Consider the following 16,510-nt stretch of genomic DNA (forward strand, 5'->3'; position numbering starts at 1 on the left):
GCCCGGCCATGACGACACTCGCGCACCGGGGGGACAGCCCCACCACCCCACAGGGCCCACACAACCCGAGGGCCCACACACCCACAGCCACACGAACCCGCTGGACCCGCAGACCCGGAGGACCCGCAAACCCACAGACTCACGAACCCTGAGAACCCACCGGACCCGCCGGCCCCGCCGAACCAGCAAGCCTCACAACCCCCTGACCAGCAAGCCGCCCAGCCCTCTGACCAGCCAAAACCAGGCGTCCCCCATCGAGCAGGACCCCCCGACACACACGCTACGACAGGGGTCCGACATTCCCAGGACCCCAACAACCCCAACCCAACCCAAGAACAAGAACAAGAAAAATCCCCGCCCGACCCAAAGGGTCAGACGGGGATCTTCATATAAGTAGCGGGGACAGGATTTGAACCTGCGACCTCTGGGTTATGAGCCCAGCGAGCTACCGAGCTGCTCCACCCCGCGCCGCTTAACTTCATTTACTTGTTTCACTCTGTCCTGCTGAGAACAACTATACACCCTTCCGCACCCGCTTTTCACCACCCCCACCAACGCCACGTTCCCCCAGCTCACAGCCCCGCAGCACCCACCCCCGCCCCCACCGGCCACACCAAGCCCTACAACCCCACCCGCACCCCCGGACAAACAAAAGACCCCCGTACGACCGAAGTCGTACGGGGGTCTTTCGAACCAGTAGCGGGGACAGGATTTGAACCTGCGACCTCTGGGTTATGAGCCCAGCGAGCTACCGAGCTGCTCCACCCCGCGCCGTTGTTGCTGAGCAGAACTGTACGCGGTCCCGCCAGAAACATGCAAATCGGGTGGCCCCCAGCACTGGGGACCACCCGATTCACCTGCTCAGCGGCCCATCACCCCGACGGGGTCGCGGTGGGTGCCACCACGGACGACGACGGAGGCGGCGTGGCCGACCCCGCCGCGTTCGCGGCGTCGAACCTCTTCGTGGCGTCGTCGAGCGCCTTGTAGGCGTTGCCGAGCGCCGCGAAGTCACCGCTGGCGTTGGCGGACTTGATGGCGCTCAGCGCCGCCTGCATGTCCTTCACGGCCTGCGCCAGGTCACCGCTCGCCTGCCCGTTGCCGGGCGGGGTCGTGGTCGACGGCGGTGTCGTCGACGTGTTCGGCGGCGTGGTGCCGCCGGGCACGTTCGGCACCTGCGTCGACGCCCCGGTCAACACCTGCTCCAGGGCCTCGGCCAGCGTGGGCGCGTACCCGACCTTGTCGCCGAAGCTCACGAGCACCTTCGACAGCTGCGGGAACGACGTGTTCTGACTCGCCCGTTCGATGTACACGGGCTCCACGTACAGCAGACCACCGCCCACGGGCAGCGTCAGCAGGTTGCCGTAGACGACCTTCGTCTTCTGCTGCGTCAGCAGGTTCAGCTCGGAGCTCACCGTCGCGGACGTCAGGAACTGCGTCTGGATCTGCTGCGGACCCTTGGCCTCGTTGTTCAACGTCAGCACGCTGATCTTGCCGTAGTTGTCCGGGTCCGATCTCGCCGTGACGTAGGACGCCATGAACTCGCGGTTCTGCCTGACCAGCGAACTGGTCAGCTGGAAGCTGACCTTGTTCGGCTCCGCGGAGGTCGGGTCGCCCGCCACCACGTAGAACGGCGGCTGCTGGTCGCGCGGCTGCTGAGCGGCCTGCGCCTGCTGCTCCAGGGTCGTCGCGTTGTCGATCGTCGGATCGGACGGCACGCCCCAGAACGAGACGCCGGAGAAGAAGTCCCTCGGCTCGTCGACGTGGTACTTCGACAGCGTCTCGCGCTGGACCTTGAACAGGTCCTCCGGGTAGCGGAAGTGCTCGCGCAGCGACGGGGAGATCTCGCTGTTCGCCTTGACGGTGCCGGGGAAGACACCCATCCACGCCTTGAGGACCGGGTCCTGCTGGTCCATCTCGTACAGGGTCACGGTGCCGTCGTAGGCGTCCACAGTGGCCTTGACGGAGTTGCGGATGTAGCTGATCTCGTCGTTCGGCAGCTGCGCGACGCCGGGGAGCGAGTCGTTGGTGACCTCGCCGAGGGGGGTCTTCTTGGCGTACGGGTAGTTGTCGAGCGTGGTGTAGCCGTCGACGATCCAGGTGATCTTGCCGTCCACAATGGCCGGGTACGGGTCGCCGTCGACCGTCAGCCACGGGGCGACCATCTCGACGCGGTCCCTCGGGTGCCGGTTGAAGATGATCTTCGACTCGTCCGTGATCGCCTGGTTGAACAGGATGTTCCGCTCGCCGTACGCGGCGGCGAACACCAGCTTGTTGAACAGGCCACCGATCCGCACGCCGCCCGCGCCGTCGTAGGTGTACGACGAGCTGTCGGTGTCGTACTCGCCGGGAGCCCCGGAGTCGCGGCCCCCGACGATCGCGTAGTCACCCGCGCTGCCGAGCTCGCCGTAGTACGTGCGGGGCTGCTGCACGCCGAACGGGCCGGGCTGGACCTTGCCGTCGGGCGCGACCTCGCTGGCCTGGAACACCGGGTAGCCACCGTTGCCGCCGTTGTCGGCGGGGGTGTTCACCTTGCTCGCCTCGGCGGCCACGAAGCCGTTGCCGTGCGTGTAGATCAGGTGCTGGTTGATCCAGTCGCGCTGGCCCTGCGGGATGCCCGCGGTGTTCAGCTCGCGGACCGCGACGATGTAGTCCTGGAGTTCCCCGTCGACCTTGTACCGGTCGACGTCGAGCTTCTCCGGGAAGGCGTAGAACGGCCGCAGCTGCTGGAACTGGGTGAAGGTCTTGGCCACCACGGCGGGGTCGAGCAACCGGATGTTGCCCAGCGTCGCCTGGTCCTTCTTCAGCTCGTCGAGCGAGACGTTCTGCTTGCCCTCGTACGGTTTCGTCTCGACCTTGTCGTCGGTGAGCCCGAACGCCTCCTTGGTCGCGTTGATGTTCCGCTTGATCGACTCGGCCTCGCGCTCGATGGCGTTCGGCTTGACCGAGAACTGCTCCAGCACGGCGGGCCACGCGGCGCCGACGAGGACGCTGGACAGGATCAGCAGCACCGTCGCGATGGCGGGCAGCTGGACGTTGCGCAGCACCGCGCCGACGAAGAACGCGATGGCGCAGAACACCGCGATGCACAGCAGGATCAGCTTGGCGGGCAGCACCGCGTTGAGGTCGGTGTACGTCGCGCCGTTGAACTTGTCGTTGCGGTCCGAGAACAGCAGCATGTACCGGTCGAAGAAGTACGCGACCGCCTTGAGCAGCACGAACACGCCGGCGACGATCGCGAGGTGCGCGCGCGACGGGCCGGAGAGCTGGCCGCCGCGGCCCGCGAGGCGGATGCCGCCGAACAGGTAGTGCGACACGACCGCGCCGACGAAGGACACCGCGGTGGCGATGAACAGCCACGACAGCAGCCACGTGTAGAACGGCAGCTGGAACGCGTAGAAGCCGATGTCGTGACCGAACTGCGGGTCGGTCACGCCGAACGGGGTGGAGTTGAGGAACAGCTGGAGCTGCTGCCAGTCCGCCTGCGCCGACGCCCCCGCGATCAGGCCGATCGCGGCGGGGATGCCGATCGCGAACAGGCGCATGCGGCGCGACACGACGGCGCGGTAGCGCGCCACCGGGTCGTCCGGACCCGTCACGGGCACGAACACCGGCCGGGTGCGGTACGCGATGATGAGGTTGATCGCGACGAGCCCGCCCACGAGCAGCCCCACGCCGAGGAAGAGTCCGAATCGAGTCAGCAGCACGGTGCTGTACACACCGCGGAACCCGACCTCGCCGAACCACAACCAGTTGACGTAGGTGCCCAGCAGGCGTGATCCGGTGATCAGCCCGACCAGGATCACGCCGCCGATGATGAGCAGCAGCCTGCTTCGTCGGGACAGTTTGGGCAGTCCGACCGGGGGCCGTGTGGCCACGGTGCACCCTCCAGGTTCGCAGTGTGTCGATAGTCGGCTGGCCGACGTCTTCAATTAGTACGTTCTGTCCAACTCTACGGAGGCCGTGCCGAGTTCCCCGATCGGTTGTCCGTTTCGGCCCTGCCGGCGCTCCGAGGTGCTGTGGGATGCGACCATAACGACCGTGTCAGACATTCATTCGACGGAGAACTCGCCCGTGCTCCTCCGCGCCGTCGCGCGCGAGGTGGAGGAGTTCGTGGCCACGGCCGGGTGGGACCAGGGGCTTCAGCTCTTCGCGCTCGTGCCGACGGCCGAGCTGCTCGCGCAGCAGCCCGAGCTGGCGGGCCAGCTCGACCCCGAGGCGTCGCCGCTGACCCCGATCGCGCAGGACGAGCTCCCCGACACCGACCTGGCCGAGGCCCTGCTGGGCATCGTCTGGCCGGACGTGGTCGTCGGATGCGCGTTGGCGCAGGAGATCCTGGTGCTGCCGCCGGAAGCCGAGGAGAAGCTGCGCGCCGAGGAACTCGGTGACGAGGAGGCCCGCGCGTTCGCCGCGGCGCACCCGCAGCGCCGCGAGGCCCGGCTGGTGGCGGCCGTGCTGCGCGACGGCACCGCCGCGTGCGTGCTGCACCTGCGCGGGAACACGGAGATGCCCGACGAGGTCGTGGAGCACCCCGAGCTGGCGCCGAACCTGACCAACGCGCTGCTGGACACGTTCAAGCCGTAGGCGCGTGCTGTTCGCGACGGGCGAACACCCGGCCGGGCGTGTCCGGCCGCGCGGCAGGTCAGCAGCCCGGCGCGTCCTTGCCCGCGGTGATCGCCTCGATGGACTGCACGGCTCCGGTCAGCGTCTCGACCTTGACCAGGCGCAGCCCCTCGGGTGCCTGCTGCTTGGCCTCGACGCAGTTGTCGGCGGGGACGAGGAAGGTCGTGGCGCCGCCCTCCTTCGCGGCGATCATCTTGAACGGGATGCCGCCGATGGGGCCGACCTGGCCGTTCTCGTTGATCTCGCCGGTGCCCGCGATGGACTGGCCGCCGTTCAGCTCGCCTGGCGTCAGCTTGTCCACGATGGACAGCGCGAACAGCAGGCCGGCGGACGGGCCGCCGACCTCGGGCACCCCGATCTTGATCTCGAACGGGGCGTCGGCGCGGTCGACGGCCAGCACCCCGAGGAAGCCGGTCTCGCGGCCGTCCGTGCGGCCGAGCGGCACCCGTGACGTCCGCTGCTCGCCCTCGCGGTCGTAGGTGATCTCGATCTCGTCGCCGGGCTTGGTGGTCTCCAGCGCGGTCTTCACGTCCTCGGCCACGGCGACCGGCTTGCCGTTGACCGCGCGCAGCCGGTCGTTCGGCTGGAGGACGGCGTCGGCGGCGCTGCCCTTGGTGATCTCGGCGGCGAGCACCTTCACCGGGTAGCCGAGGTAGCGGAGCGCGGCGACCTCGGCGCTGGTCTGCGAGTCCTGGAACGCCTTCGTGTTCTGGTCGCGGACCTCGTCCTTGGAGACGCCGGGCTTGAAGAACTCCTCGCGCGGCGCCAGCGCGTACCGGCCGCTCACCCACAGGCCGAGCGCGCCGAACAGCGAGAGGTCGTCGATCAGCGACACCGTCGTCATCGTGAGGTGGCCGCCGGTGGGGAACGTGTCCTGGCCCTCGATGGACACGACGTTCGCGCCGTCGACCTGGCCGAGCGTGTCGTAGGTCGGGCCGGGACCGAGTGCCACGTACGGCACCCGCGCGAAGCCGCCCGCCAGGCCGAGGCCGATGACGACCAGGAAGCTGAACACGAGGGTCCAGGTCCGACGGCTCAGGCCGGAGTCGTCCGACGGCGGCGGCACCGGGGGCGAGGCCGGGCCGATCGTCGTTCCACCGTCGCCGACGACGGTGTCCGTGGTGCCGCCCTCGCTGTGCTCGCTCACGGTTCGACAGAGTACGACCACCGCATGTGGATGACGTGACGTCCTCACGCTCGCAGCGAACCTGAGCCGCGCTCTCAGACGCGTCCGCGTACCGTTGTGGGCATGACTGACCTGCCGTTCGGGTTCGGGCCGTCGGACCCGGACGATGCCAACCGCAAGCCCTCCGACCAGGCCGGGCAGGGCAATCCCTTCGACTTCAACCAGCTCGGCGCGATGTTGAGCCAGCTCGGCGCGATGTTCAGCAACCAGAACGCGTCAGCCGGTCCGGTGAACTACGACCTCGCCAAGCAGATCGCCCTCCAGCAGCTCGCGGGCAAGGGCGGCGCGGGCCTCGGGTTCGCCCCCGACCAGGACAAGGCCGTCACCGACGCCGTCCACCTGGCCGAGATGTGGCTGGACCCGGCGACCGCGCTCCCCGCGGGCAGCCGGACGGTGCAGGGCTGGACAGCGCGCGACTGGGTGGAGCGCACGCTGCCGACGTGGCAGCGCCTGTGCGACCCGGTCGCCCGGCGCGTCTCCGGCGCCTGGGTCGAGGCGATGCCCGCCGAGGCCAAGGAAGCCGCGGGGCCGCTGCTGTCCATGCTCGGCCAGATGGGCGGCATGGCGTTCGGCTCGCAACTGGGCGGCGCGCTCGCCCAGCTCGCCGACGAGGTCCTGACCTCGACCGACGTGGGTCTGCCCCTGGGTCCCGAGGGCGCGGCGGCCCTGCTCCCGGCGAACATCGAGAAGTTCACCGAGGGCCTGGAGCGCCCCGCCAGCGAGGTCATGGTCTTCCTGGCCGCCCGCGAGGCCGCACACCAGCGCCTGTTCACCCACGTCCCGTGGCTGCGCCAGCGCCTGCTGGACACGGTCGAGGAGTTCGCCAAGGGCATCAAGGTCGACACCAGCGCCCTGGAGCAGATGGCGGGCCAGATCGACCCGTCGAACCCCGAGAGCATCGAAGAGGCCATGAAGTCGGGGATGCTGGAGCCCCAGACGACCCCGGAGCAGAAGGCCGCTCTCGCCCGCCTGGAAACCCTGCTGGCCCTGGTCGAGGGCTGGGTCGACGTGGTCGTGTTCGACGCGGTCGGCGAGCGCCTCCCCGGCGCGTCGGCCCTGCGCGAGACCCTCCGCAGGCGCCGCGCGAGCGGTGGTCCCGCGGAGCAGACGTTCGCCACCCTCGTGGGCCTGGAACTCCGCCCCCGCCGCCTCCGCGCCGCCTCGGCGCTGTGGAAGCTGGTGGGCGACCAGCACGGCATCGAGGTCCGCGACAGCCTGTGGGAACACCCCGACCTCATCCCCAGCGCGGACGACCTGGACGACCCGCTGGAGTTCGCCGAGCGCCTTGGCAACACCCGCAAGGCCCTGGAGGACCCGATGGCCGAACTGGAACGCACCCTCGCCGAGGAGAAGAAGGCGGAGGACAAGAAGCCGGACGGCTCCCCGGACGCCTAAAAATCTCCCGAAACAAGGCCACCACGATCCGTGGTGGCCTTGTTCATTTGAACAAATCGGCGTTTTTGCCGACAACCCGACCGCCACGGAACCGGCACTCCAGGCGTCATCGACACCCCTGCCGCCACCCCGATCCCCAGCCGCTTCGTGCCTGACCAGGCCTTGTCAAGGCATCTTTCCTTCCTTGACAAGGCCTGGTCAGGCATCGAGACGATGACAGGAGCGGGGTGACGTCACCCACCAAATCAAAAGGCCCCGCACACCCAGGGCCCCCACGCACGAAACTCCCCCGTGCCTAATCCTCCTCGATCCCCAATCCGGCGGCCGCGGAAATACCCTCCAGGTACCCCATGGCCCTCTCGGACTTCGGGTACCGGTGCACCAGCTCCCAGAAGTCCTTCCCGTGCCCCGGCACCCTCAGGTGCGCCAACTCGTGCACCAGCACGTAGTCGAGCACCCAGGACGGCACGTCCCTCAACCGCTCGCTGACCCGGATGGTGCCCTCGGTGGGCGTGCACGACGCCCACCTCGTCCGCATCGGCGGCACCCACCGCACGCTCGTCGGCTCCGCGTCGTCGTCCAGGTACCGCTGGGCCAACTCCTCGCACCGCGCCAGCAGAGCGGCGTCCGACGTGCGAGCAGGTGACCGTCTGCGGGTCTCGCTCCGTTGCAGGCGGCTGAGCATCTCGGCCACCCAGTGCTCCTCCTCGCCCTTGCTCATGCGGGCGGGCAGCAGCACCACAACCTTGTCCCCCTCCCGGTACGCGCTGACCATGCGGCGCCGCCGCGCGCTGCGGCGGACCTCCACACGGGTTTTGGCTACCTGCGGTTCGGCCATGGCTCCCACGGTAAAGCCACCCACCGACAATTCGGGGCCGCCAAGCGGCCGTGAGGGATGACACGGTCGGGGCAGATTCCTCCGAAAGGCGGCTGGACACGCACTGGTGGACATGCAGGCGTCCGCACGCATCCGGAGGTAGCGTGCTGCGCAGGCCCCCGAGTGCGGTGCAGAACGCTCCGCCTCACGACGCTGTCAGCCGCCCGGCGGACGTCAGCCAAAGCAAGGGAGGAACCCGTGGCCGAGACCTACAACGGCTACTGCGTGAAGTGTCGCGAGAAGCGCGACTTCTCCGGAGAGATCCACGAGAACAACAACCGCAGGATGGCTAAGGGCAAGTGCCCCACGTGCGGCACCACGGTCACCCGAATCCTGGGCAAGGCCAAGGTCTGACGAAACCTGCTGGTGGGCAGCTCACGAGGTTGCCCACCAGCACGTTCGTCCATCTCCCGTCAAGACCTCTTCTCCCGCCCTGTGGACAACTCCGGGGCCTGTGGACGAGCGTTGTGCCCCCGCCGATCCCGGCGGCACGCTGACCCCGTGAGCACCAACACCACCGACCGAGACCCCTCCCGCAGGCTCCGCGTGCTGCCCGGCCTGCCCGTGCTGCTGCGCGACGAGGGAGAGGTCCAACTCGGCACGGACCCCCGCCACGCCATCGTCGTGGATGACCTCCCGTCCCCTTTCGTGGACGAGTTGATGGCTCTCGACGGCCGTTCAACGGTCGCTGAACTGGGTGAACGTCTGGCCGCGAAGGACACCGACCCGGCCGAGTTCCTCGACCTGCTGGACCAGTTGGCAGAAGTCGGCCTGGTCGACGAGGCCGTGCCGGTCCCCGGTCGCCTGGCGCCGGACACGACGAGCCGGGCGCTGCGCACCGGGCGGCCGGGCACGGGGATCGTCGCGGCCCGCGACCGCAGAGCCGTCGTCGTGCACGGCAACGGCCGGATCGCGGTCGCCCTCGCGTCCCTGCTGGCCGCCGCCGGCATCGGCCGGGTGCACGTCGTGGCGAGCGGTCGCGTCGGCCCGGAGGACACCGGGTCCGGGTACCTGGACATCGACGTCGGCCGTCCGCGCCGGGAGGCGGCAGTCGACGCCGTCGGCCGAGCGTCGGGCGACGTGCGCACGGGCTGGATGACCAGCACCGGAGCACCGGACATGGTGGTGCTGACGGACTCGCTCGTGCCTCCCCCGCAGCTGCTGAACACCCTGATGCTCGAAGGCACCCAGCACCTCGTCGTGCGGGTGCGCGACGGCACCGGCGTCATCGGCCCGCTGGTCGTGCCGGGCCGCACGAGCTGCGTGCGGTGCACCCACCTGCACCGCACGGACCGCGACGGCCGCTGGCCCGCGGTGGCGACCCAGCTCGCGGACAAGACGCAGCCCTCGGACGTGGCGTCGGCCGCGGTGTGCGCGGCGCTCGCGGTCGGTCAGGTGCTCGCCGCGCTGGACCCCGTCGAGGTGGGGCTGAGCCCGCCGACGACCTGGAACGCGACCCTGGAGGCCAACCCGCAACTGGGCGTGGTCGAACGTCTCGACTGCCCGCCGCACCCCGCGTGCACCTGCGGCAGCGCGAGGGCCCTCTCGTCCTCTGTGTAGGTTTCGTGGTGGACACGTGTTCCACTGCGACCGAGACAAGGGGCGGGGGAGAATCACCGGGTGAGCGAGATCCCGCGCAAGGCCGTGCAGCGCACCGCCAAGCTGGCAACCCTTCCCATCGGGGTGGCCGGCCGTGTCGTCGGCGGCTGGGGCAAGCGGCTGACCGGCATGAGTTCCGAAGAGGTCACCGCCGACATGACCGCGAAGACGGCTGAACAGGTGTTCGCCGTCCTCGGCCAGCTCAAGGGCGGGGCCATGAAGTTCGGCCAGGCCCTGAGCGTGTTCGAGGCCGCGGTGCCGGAGGACATGGCCGCGCCCTACCGCGAGGCTCTCACCAAGCTCCAGGCCGGGGCTCCACCGATGCCGACCCGCACCGTCCACCGGGTGCTCGCCGAGCAGCTCGGGGCGGCGTGGGCGAAGCGGTTCGTGGAGTTCGACGACGAGCCCGCCGCGTCGGCCAGCATCGGCCAGGTGCACCGGGCCGTGTGGCACGACGGCCGCCAGGTCGCCGTGAAGGTGCAGTACCCCGGCGCGGACGAGGCGCTGAACGCCGACCTGAAGCAGCTGCTGCGGTTCAGCAGGCTCGTGCAGGCGATCGTGCCCGGCGCCGAGGTGAAGCCGCTGCTGGAGGAGCTGCGCGACCGGATGGTCGAGGAGCTCGACTACCGGACCGAGGCGGACAACCAGCGGACGTTCGCGAAGGCGTTCGACGGCGACGCGCACGTGCTGGTGCCGAAGGTGGTCGCCAGCGCGCCGAAGGTCATGGTCAGCGAGTGGATCGACGGCACCCCCCTGGCCACGATCATCCGCGAGGGCACCCGGGAGCAGCGCGACCTGGCGGGCAGGCGCTTGGCGGAGTTCCACTTCTCCGCGCCGAGCCGGTCCGGTCTGCTGCACGCCGACCCGCACCCCGGCAACTTCCTGCTCGGTGACGACGGCAGGCTCCGCACGATCGACTTCGGCGCGTGCGCCCGGCTGCCCGACGGCCTGCCGAGGACGTTGGGCCTGATGACCAGGCTCGCGCTCGACAAGCGCCCGGACGCCCTGCTCGACCTGCTGCGCAGCGAGCACTTCATCCGTCCCGGCACGGAGTTGGAGGGCGAGGACGTCCTCAACTACCTCGGTCCCTTCGTCGAACCGCTGCGCACGGAGAAGTTCAAGTTCACCCGCCGGTGGTTGCAGAGCCAGGCGGAACGGGTCGGTGACCTGCGCAAGCCGGACTCGCGCACCGGCCGCTCGCTCAACCTGCCGCCGCAGTACCTGCTGATCCACCGGGTGACGCTCGGCGCGACCGGCATCCTCTGCCAGCTCGACGCCGAGGTGCCCACCCGCTCCATCGTCGCCCGCTGGCAACCGGGTTTCGACGACGAGTCCGACCTGTCCACAGGCGACTGAGTTGTCCACAGCTCCGAGATAGCCGCTCGCTCATCCCACCGCCGTCCAGCACGATCGAACCGTGACGATCCACGACGGCGTGACCAGCACCTCTGACCTGCTCGAATCCGGTGTCGCGAGGTACACCATCGAAACCAGGTGCCGCCCCGGCGGCCCCTGGCGCAGGCTCCTGCCCGGCGTCCTGCTGCTCAGTCCGGGAGAGCCGACGAGGCGACAACGCCTGCGGGCCGCACTCGTCTACGCGGGCCCGCGGGCGGTCATCACCGGCATCGACGCCCTGCACGGCCAAGGCCTGCCGGGCCTGCCGCTACCGCCGCGCGTCCACGTGCTCCAGCAACCGGACCAACGCCTCAACAACCACGACTTCCTCCTGCTGGAACGCACCACCAGACGCCCGCAGGTGGTCCTCAACACCGATCTCCCCCTGGCCACACCGACCAGGGCAACCCTCGACGCCGCCCGCCGCGAACAACACCCGCTCCGCCTGCACCAGTTGCTGGCAGCGGTGCTCCGCGCGGGCCTGTGCACCGCGCCGGACCTGCTCACCGAACTGGACGCGGGCAGCAAACGCGGCGCGGCAGCCCCCAGAGCCGCCCTGAGAGCACTGACAAGCGTCTGACCTGCGATTCTTCACCGCCCGCTCACCACAACCGGTAGTCCGGCAGTGATGGGGCTCAATCAGCGGCACGACGCCAACCACCCCGGGTGGAGGAGGCCAATTCAGCGAACCGACATCCAGTGGCTCAGTTCCCACCGTTTCGCCGTGAACTGGCGGTCCGTTCCGCCGCCGGCTACCAACCGCGAAGCCGCTCAGCCGTGCAGCCGTCGACCTGGTCCGCTACCAACTGACCGCCAGCCGCCCCACCGTCCACCGACCACCGATCCGCTCTGCGACCACCAGCCGCCACGGCGGGCCGCCGCCCACTGCCAGCACCCGCCGACCTCACCGCCCGCAACCCGCAACCCGCAACCCGCAACCCGCAACCCGCAACCCGCAACCGACCCACTCTGCCGCCCGACGGCCCCAACCGCCAGCCGCTACCCGCGCCAAGCCCCAGCCGTGCCCAACCTCGCCCCCAGCCGCTCCCCGCCCAGCCGCCAACCGCCGGACCCTGGTTTCGGCCGGTTACCAGTACTCGGTCGGGAGTTTGGCCTCCAGGTCGCGGACGTGGGTGCGGGCGCAGGTGTGGCAGAGCCAGGTTCGGCGGCCTCGGTCGCGGTCGCTCACCCAGGCCAGGCGTTGGGCCGGGTCGGTGACCGCGTCTCGGGACCGGCCGCACCGGGAGCAGGTTTCGGTCACGGTTTCTGTCCTGTGTGGACGGTGTTGGTCTGGAGGAAGAAGACGTCCTCGCGAAGACCGACGTAGTTCGGGTCGCTCGGGTCGAGGAGGGTGCGGAGGGCTGCCCGGTCCGCCGGGTGGAGGAGGTCGCCGGTGACGTCGTGGCGCCAGCGGAGCCAGTCCTCGATGGAGTCGCGGACCACCGGCTTGGTGGGGGCCGGGTGGTCGACGAGGTAGCTGAAGGCGCTCACGTCGTGCAGGCCCGCGTCGGCCAGGACGATGTTCCAGCCTGCGGTGAGGCGGACGACGTCGGGGATTTGTTCACGCATCCGGGTGAACCACTGGTCGCGGGCCGCGGCCAGGCGGTCCTGCAAGCCCGGTTCGCCGACACCGAGGTCCCACGGGAGGCAGCGGGTGTCGAGGCCGCCCTCGGCGAGGGCGAACCAGCCGCCGGGTGCCAGGGCGCCGATGAGGTTGACCGCGCCTTGGCGCTGGTCGGGGAGGTGGTGCAGGACGTTCGACGCCCACACGAGGTGTGCGGCGGCGGCGAACTCCGTCGGTTCCTCGGTGGCGATGTCGGCCAGCACGGGACGCACCCGGACCGTGGTGGTCGTGCTGTCGGACTCGTAGGAGGCGGCGGCTCTGGCCCTGGTGGTGGCGGCGTCGAGCAGTTCGGGCACGGCGTCGACCAGGACGACCGTGCCGCCGCCCCGCGCGCACAGGGCCTCGGTGAGGGCGACGCTCATGCCGCCCGCCCCCGACCCGACGTCGATGACGGTCGGGTTGTCGGGCAGCGCTCGGACGAGCCTCCGAGCGACGACGCGCAAGGCGTCCGCGTGCAGTTCGTCGGCCCGGCGCATCGCGATCAACCGCGAGGGCCAGTCGATTCCGTCGTGCGTGTGTCGTGCCACCTCCGCACCGTACCCATGACTCGGGCCGCTCTCCCGTCGAAAGGGGGAGAGCGGCCGGAGTCGCCCGGATCAGAGCTGGCGGGCTGAGCGGAGCGCTCGCTTCTGGGCCCACCCGGACAACCGGCGCCAGCGGTTGGCGACGATCAGCCGGTGGGCCAGTCGTTGGCGTTCAGCGAGGTTTTCCGAATCTCGCATTCGGGCACGTGCAAGGTCTTCATGGAGCAACATTCGGCCGATCCCCTGGTTCTTGTGGTCGAGGTTGTGCAGTTCGTCGTCGGTGATTCGCTTCGTGGTCACGCGGCGGCCTCCTGGCTGGTAGCCCCCCGGACAACGGTCGCGGCGGGCGCCGCGGGTACTACAGGTGCGGCGTCCTTGCGCGGACGGCCGCGCGGACGCTTGCGCGCGATGACGGCACCGCGCTCGAAGATCTCGCCACCCCAGACACCCCACGGCTCGTGGCGAGCCAGTGCTCCGGCGAGGCACTCGGCGATCACGGGGCAGCCGACGCAGAACGTCTTGGCCTTCTCGAGCTCGGCGGGTGCGTCCGCGAACCACAGGTCGGGGTTGTTGGTGCGGCAGGGCAGGTCGAGACCTGCGTCGGGAGCGGTGTCGATCAAGCAGGCGACACCGGCTCCGCCGTGGTCAGCAGGCTCGGGAAACGTTCCGCTGGTTATCGGAACGGTTGCGGTCAACATCAGGTGAACTCCTGTCGGGTGCTGCGATGGGGTTGTCGTCCCAGGGACAGCAAAAAGGCCGCGGTCCCTGTGCGGGTCCGCGGCCTTAGGTGAGCCAGGTAGTCCTGACAGTCCTGTGTCAGGTTCTACTTCGCTCGTGCGCGGACGGCGCATCGATAGAGTTGTTGGTGGTGGTGCGGCCACCGCTGGTGCCGCCACCCGTGTAGGCGATCGGCTCCAGGACTGGCAGGACTCGCTCGGCGTTCCACACCTGTGCGTGGCGAACGCGGGCAGACTTCTGCCCCGCAGCGAGATCCATCGGCGACACGCAAACGACCCCGGCCGAGAGGCGACCGGGCGTCGTGAAGATGCTGAGAGTCTTCACAGTGGTCACCTCCATCAACGGGCTCGTGGTTGGCAAGTCGGTTCGTTCTCATCCCCAGTCGGGCACTCCGTGCCCGGCATCAGCAGGTTACGAGGCCTCGCGGGAGGCGTGCAACCGCTTTTTCCAAATCTCTTCCGATCGGATGGATTTTCACCGTTCGCCCTGGACAACGCCCAGTACGTCGGCTCCGAACTTGTCGAGCTTCGAGGCCCCGATGCCGGAGATCGACACCAGTCCCGCGTTGTCCGCCGGACGCACCTCGGCGATGGCCACGAGGGTCGCGTCGGTGAACACGACGTAGGACGGCACCTTCAGCTCACGGGCGCGCGCGGCCCGCCAGGCCCGCAGCCGCGCCAGCAGCTCTTCGTCCACATCGGACGGACAGCGGGCGCAGCGGCCGAGCTTCACGGCCTGCGTGCCGACCAGCTCCGACTCGCACACCCGGCAGACCGGCTTCGGCCTCTTCTGGAGCGGTTCGCGCTTGGTGCCGAGGGCGGCGGGGTGGTCGTCGGGCACGAGCCCGTACATGAACCTGCTGCGCCGCCGGTACTTGCGGCCCCCGGCGGCGCGGGACAGCGCCCACGACAGCCAGAGGTGTTCACGCGCACGGGTGACGCCGACGTAGAGGAGCCTGCGCTCCTCCTCGATCTTCGCCTCGTCGCCGTCGGCGTGCATGATCGGCATGGTTCCCTCGACCAGGCCGACGAGGAACACGGCGTCCCACTCCAGGCCCTTGGCCGCGTGCAGCGACGCGAGGGTCACGCCCTCGACCGTCGGCGGGTGCTGGGCCTCGGCGCGCAGGTCGAGCTCGACGGCGAACTTCGCGAGGTCCGCGCCCTCGACGGCGCTCGCCAGCTCCTCGGCGAGTTCGACGAGCGCGAGCAGCGACTCCCACTTCTCCCGCGCGGTGCCACCGGCGGGCGGCTCGTCCGTCAGGCCCAGCCGGGCGAGCACCTGCCGCACCTGGCCGGGCAGGTCGCCGTCGGGCGGCGCGTGGCTCGCCGACCGCAGGGCGACCATCGCCTGCCGCACCTCGGTGCGCGCGAAGAACCGCTCGCCGCCGCGCACCTGGTAGGGGATGTCGACCTCGGTCAGGGCCTGCTCGAACACCTCGGACTGGGCGTTGACCCGGTAGAGGATCGCGATCTCGCTCGCGGGCACGCCCTCGGCGAGCAGCTTGCGCACGCGCTGGGCGACCATCGCCGCCTCTTCGGGCTCGTCGCCGAACTCCGTGAACGTCGGCCGCGGCCCTGACGGGCGCTGCCCGATCAGCTGGAGCCGCGAGCCCGCCGGACGGCCGCGCGCCCACTTGATGACCTCGTTCGCCAGCCCCACGACCTCCGGCGTCGACCGGTAGTCGCGCTCCAGGCGCACCACCTGCGCCTCGGGGAACCGGCGGCCGAAGTCGAGCAGCGGGCGGGGCGAGGCACCCGCGAACGAGTAGATGGTCTGGTTGGCGTCGCCGACGACGGTCAGGTCGTCGCGCTGCCCGAGCCACGCGTCGAGCACGCGCTGCTGCAACGGGGTGACGTCCTGGTACTCGTCGACCACGAAGCACCGGTAGCGGTCGCGGAACTCGTCCGCGACCTCGCTGTGCTCCTCCAGCGCGGCGGCGGTGTGCAGGAGGAGGTCGTCGAAGTCGAGCAGCTGCGCGTTGTTCTTGAGCTGCTCGTAGGCCTGGTAGACGAGGGTGAGCTGCTCGGCGGGCACCGGGGTGTCCCGGTGCGTGCGCGCCGCGGCGGCCGGGTAGCCCTCCGGCGTGACCAGCGACGCCTTCGACCACTCGATCTCGCTCGCCATGTCCCGCAGGGTCTCGGGTGACGTCGGCGCGCCGACCCGGTTCGCCGCCTGGGCGATGTAGCGGAGCTTGCCCTCGATCAGCTGCCACTGGTCGCCGCCGACGACCCTCGGCCAGAAGTAGCGGAGCTGCCGCAGCGCCGCGGCGTGGAACGTGCGGGCCTGCGCGGCCGTCACGCCCAGCGCGCGCAACCGCGTGCGCATCTCCCCCGCCGCCCGCGCGGTGAACGTGACCGCGAGGACCTGACCAGGGGCGACGTGCCCGCGCTGGACCAGGTAGGCGATGCGGTGGGTGATCGTGCGCGTCTTGCCGGTGCCCGCACCCGCGAGCACGCAGACCGGCCCTCGCGGCGCCTCGACCGCGGCGCGCTGTTCCGGGTCGAGTCCCTCGAGCAGCGGGTCCATGCGGAGCAGTCTCGCAGACGGTCCGA

14 protein-coding genes and 2 tRNA genes are annotated in these 16,510 nt (G+C 70.0%); 6 read left to right on the forward strand and 10 right to left on the reverse strand.

Annotated elements, in window-relative coordinates; all coding sequences use genetic code 11:
- Positions 1-394: 394 nt before the first annotated feature.
- The 3 genes from AC156L_RS30560 to AC156L_RS30570 all read right to left on the reverse strand — a co-directional run bounded on the left by AC156L_RS30560 (position 395) and on the right by AC156L_RS30570 (position 3,875).
- A tRNA-Met gene (locus tag AC156L_RS30560) sits at positions 395-468 on the reverse strand.
- Between the two features lie 229 nt (positions 469-697).
- Positions 698-771, reverse strand: a tRNA-Met gene (locus AC156L_RS30565).
- 101 nt (positions 772-872) lie between these two features.
- A complete protein-coding gene (locus tag AC156L_RS30570; RefSeq protein WP_330878350.1) occupies positions 873-3,875 on the reverse strand; it encodes a UPF0182 family protein in 3,003 nt (1,000 codons plus the stop codon).
- A gap of 172 nt (positions 3,876-4,047) precedes the next feature.
- Between AC156L_RS30570 and AC156L_RS30575 the strand changes: the two genes are divergently transcribed.
- A complete protein-coding gene (locus AC156L_RS30575; protein WP_372507026.1) occupies positions 4,048-4,581 on the forward strand; it encodes a PPA1309 family protein in 534 nt (177 codons plus the stop codon).
- Positions 4,582-4,639: 58 nt separating this feature from the next.
- Here the strand turns inward: AC156L_RS30575 and AC156L_RS30580 are convergent, their stop codons facing one another.
- Complete coding sequence (locus AC156L_RS30580; RefSeq protein WP_330878351.1) at positions 4,640-5,767, reverse strand: YlbL family protein; 1,128 nt, start codon at positions 5,765-5,767, stop codon at positions 4,640-4,642.
- 102 nt (positions 5,768-5,869) lie between these two features.
- On the opposite strand from AC156L_RS30580, the gene AC156L_RS30585 reads away from it, so the two are divergent.
- On the forward strand, positions 5,870-7,201 hold the full coding sequence (locus tag AC156L_RS30585; RefSeq protein ID WP_330878352.1) for a zinc-dependent metalloprotease: 1,332 nt from the start codon (positions 5,870-5,872) through the stop codon (positions 7,199-7,201).
- Positions 7,202-7,496: 295 nt separating this feature from the next.
- Here the strand turns inward: AC156L_RS30585 and AC156L_RS30590 are convergent, their stop codons facing one another.
- Positions 7,497-8,039, reverse strand: a complete 543-nt coding sequence (locus AC156L_RS30590; protein WP_330878353.1) for a M48 metallopeptidase family protein — start codon at positions 8,037-8,039, stop codon at positions 7,497-7,499.
- A gap of 237 nt (positions 8,040-8,276) precedes the next feature.
- On the opposite strand from AC156L_RS30590, the gene AC156L_RS30595 reads away from it, so the two are divergent.
- From AC156L_RS30595 to AC156L_RS30610, 4 genes are all read left to right on the forward strand, one after another.
- Entirely contained in the window at positions 8,277-8,432 is a 156-nt protein-coding gene (locus AC156L_RS30595) for a DUF5679 domain-containing protein (protein WP_170156312.1), read from the forward strand.
- 147 nt (positions 8,433-8,579) lie between these two features.
- Positions 8,580-9,638 (forward strand): thiamine biosynthesis protein ThiF, encoded by a 1,059-nt coding sequence (locus AC156L_RS30600; RefSeq protein WP_330878354.1) that lies wholly within the window; start codon positions 8,580-8,582, stop codon positions 9,636-9,638.
- A 60-nt stretch (positions 9,639-9,698) separates the two neighbouring features.
- Positions 9,699-11,033, forward strand: coding sequence for an ABC1 kinase family protein (locus AC156L_RS30605; RefSeq protein WP_484407507.1), 1,335 nt, complete (start codon positions 9,699-9,701; stop codon positions 11,031-11,033).
- Positions 11,034-11,094: 61 nt separating this feature from the next.
- A complete protein-coding gene (locus AC156L_RS30610; RefSeq protein ID WP_330878356.1) occupies positions 11,095-11,652 on the forward strand; it encodes a hypothetical protein in 558 nt (185 codons plus the stop codon).
- Between the two features lie 677 nt (positions 11,653-12,329).
- Here AC156L_RS30610 and AC156L_RS30615 read toward each other — a convergent pair.
- The 5 genes from AC156L_RS30615 to AC156L_RS30635 form a co-directional block, all read right to left on the reverse strand.
- Positions 12,330-13,223, reverse strand: a complete 894-nt coding sequence (locus AC156L_RS30615) for a class I SAM-dependent methyltransferase (protein WP_330878357.1) — start codon at positions 13,221-13,223, stop codon at positions 12,330-12,332.
- Positions 13,224-13,292: 69 nt separating this feature from the next.
- Positions 13,293-13,520 carry a hypothetical protein gene (locus AC156L_RS30620; protein ID WP_330878358.1) on the reverse strand — a complete coding sequence of 76 codons (228 nt, stop codon included), beginning with the start codon at positions 13,518-13,520 and terminating at the stop codon, positions 13,293-13,295.
- Positions 13,517-13,918 (reverse strand): WhiB family transcriptional regulator, encoded by a 402-nt coding sequence (locus AC156L_RS30625; protein WP_330878359.1) that lies wholly within the window; start codon positions 13,916-13,918, stop codon positions 13,517-13,519. Before AC156L_RS30625 ends, AC156L_RS30620 begins: the two co-directional genes overlap by 4 nt.
- Positions 13,919-14,036: 118 nt before the next feature.
- Positions 14,037-14,282 (reverse strand): hypothetical protein, encoded by a 246-nt coding sequence (locus AC156L_RS30630; protein ID WP_330878360.1) that lies wholly within the window; start codon positions 14,280-14,282, stop codon positions 14,037-14,039.
- A 150-nt stretch (positions 14,283-14,432) separates the two neighbouring features.
- Entirely contained in the window at positions 14,433-16,484 is a 2,052-nt protein-coding gene (locus tag AC156L_RS30635) for an ATP-dependent DNA helicase UvrD2 (RefSeq protein ID WP_330878361.1), read from the reverse strand.
- Positions 16,485-16,510: the final 26 nt, after the last annotated feature.

The sequence above is a fragment of the Umezawaea sp. genome (assembly GCF_057122925.1).

Coding starts and splice junctions, on each gene's coding strand:
- AC156L_RS30585 (WP_330878352.1), top strand. CDS start 5,870: ATGACTGACCTGCCGTTCGGGTTCGGGCCGTCGGACCCGGACGATGCC.
- AC156L_RS30590 (WP_330878353.1), bottom strand. CDS start 8,039: ATGGCCGAACCGCAGGTAGCCAAAACCCGTGTGGAGGTCCGCCGCAGC.
- AC156L_RS30625 (WP_330878359.1), bottom strand. CDS start 13,918: ATGTTGACCGCAACCGTTCCGATAACCAGCGGAACGTTTCCCGAGCCT.
- AC156L_RS30635 (WP_330878361.1), bottom strand. CDS start 16,484: ATGGACCCGCTGCTCGAGGGACTCGACCCGGAACAGCGCGCCGCGGTC.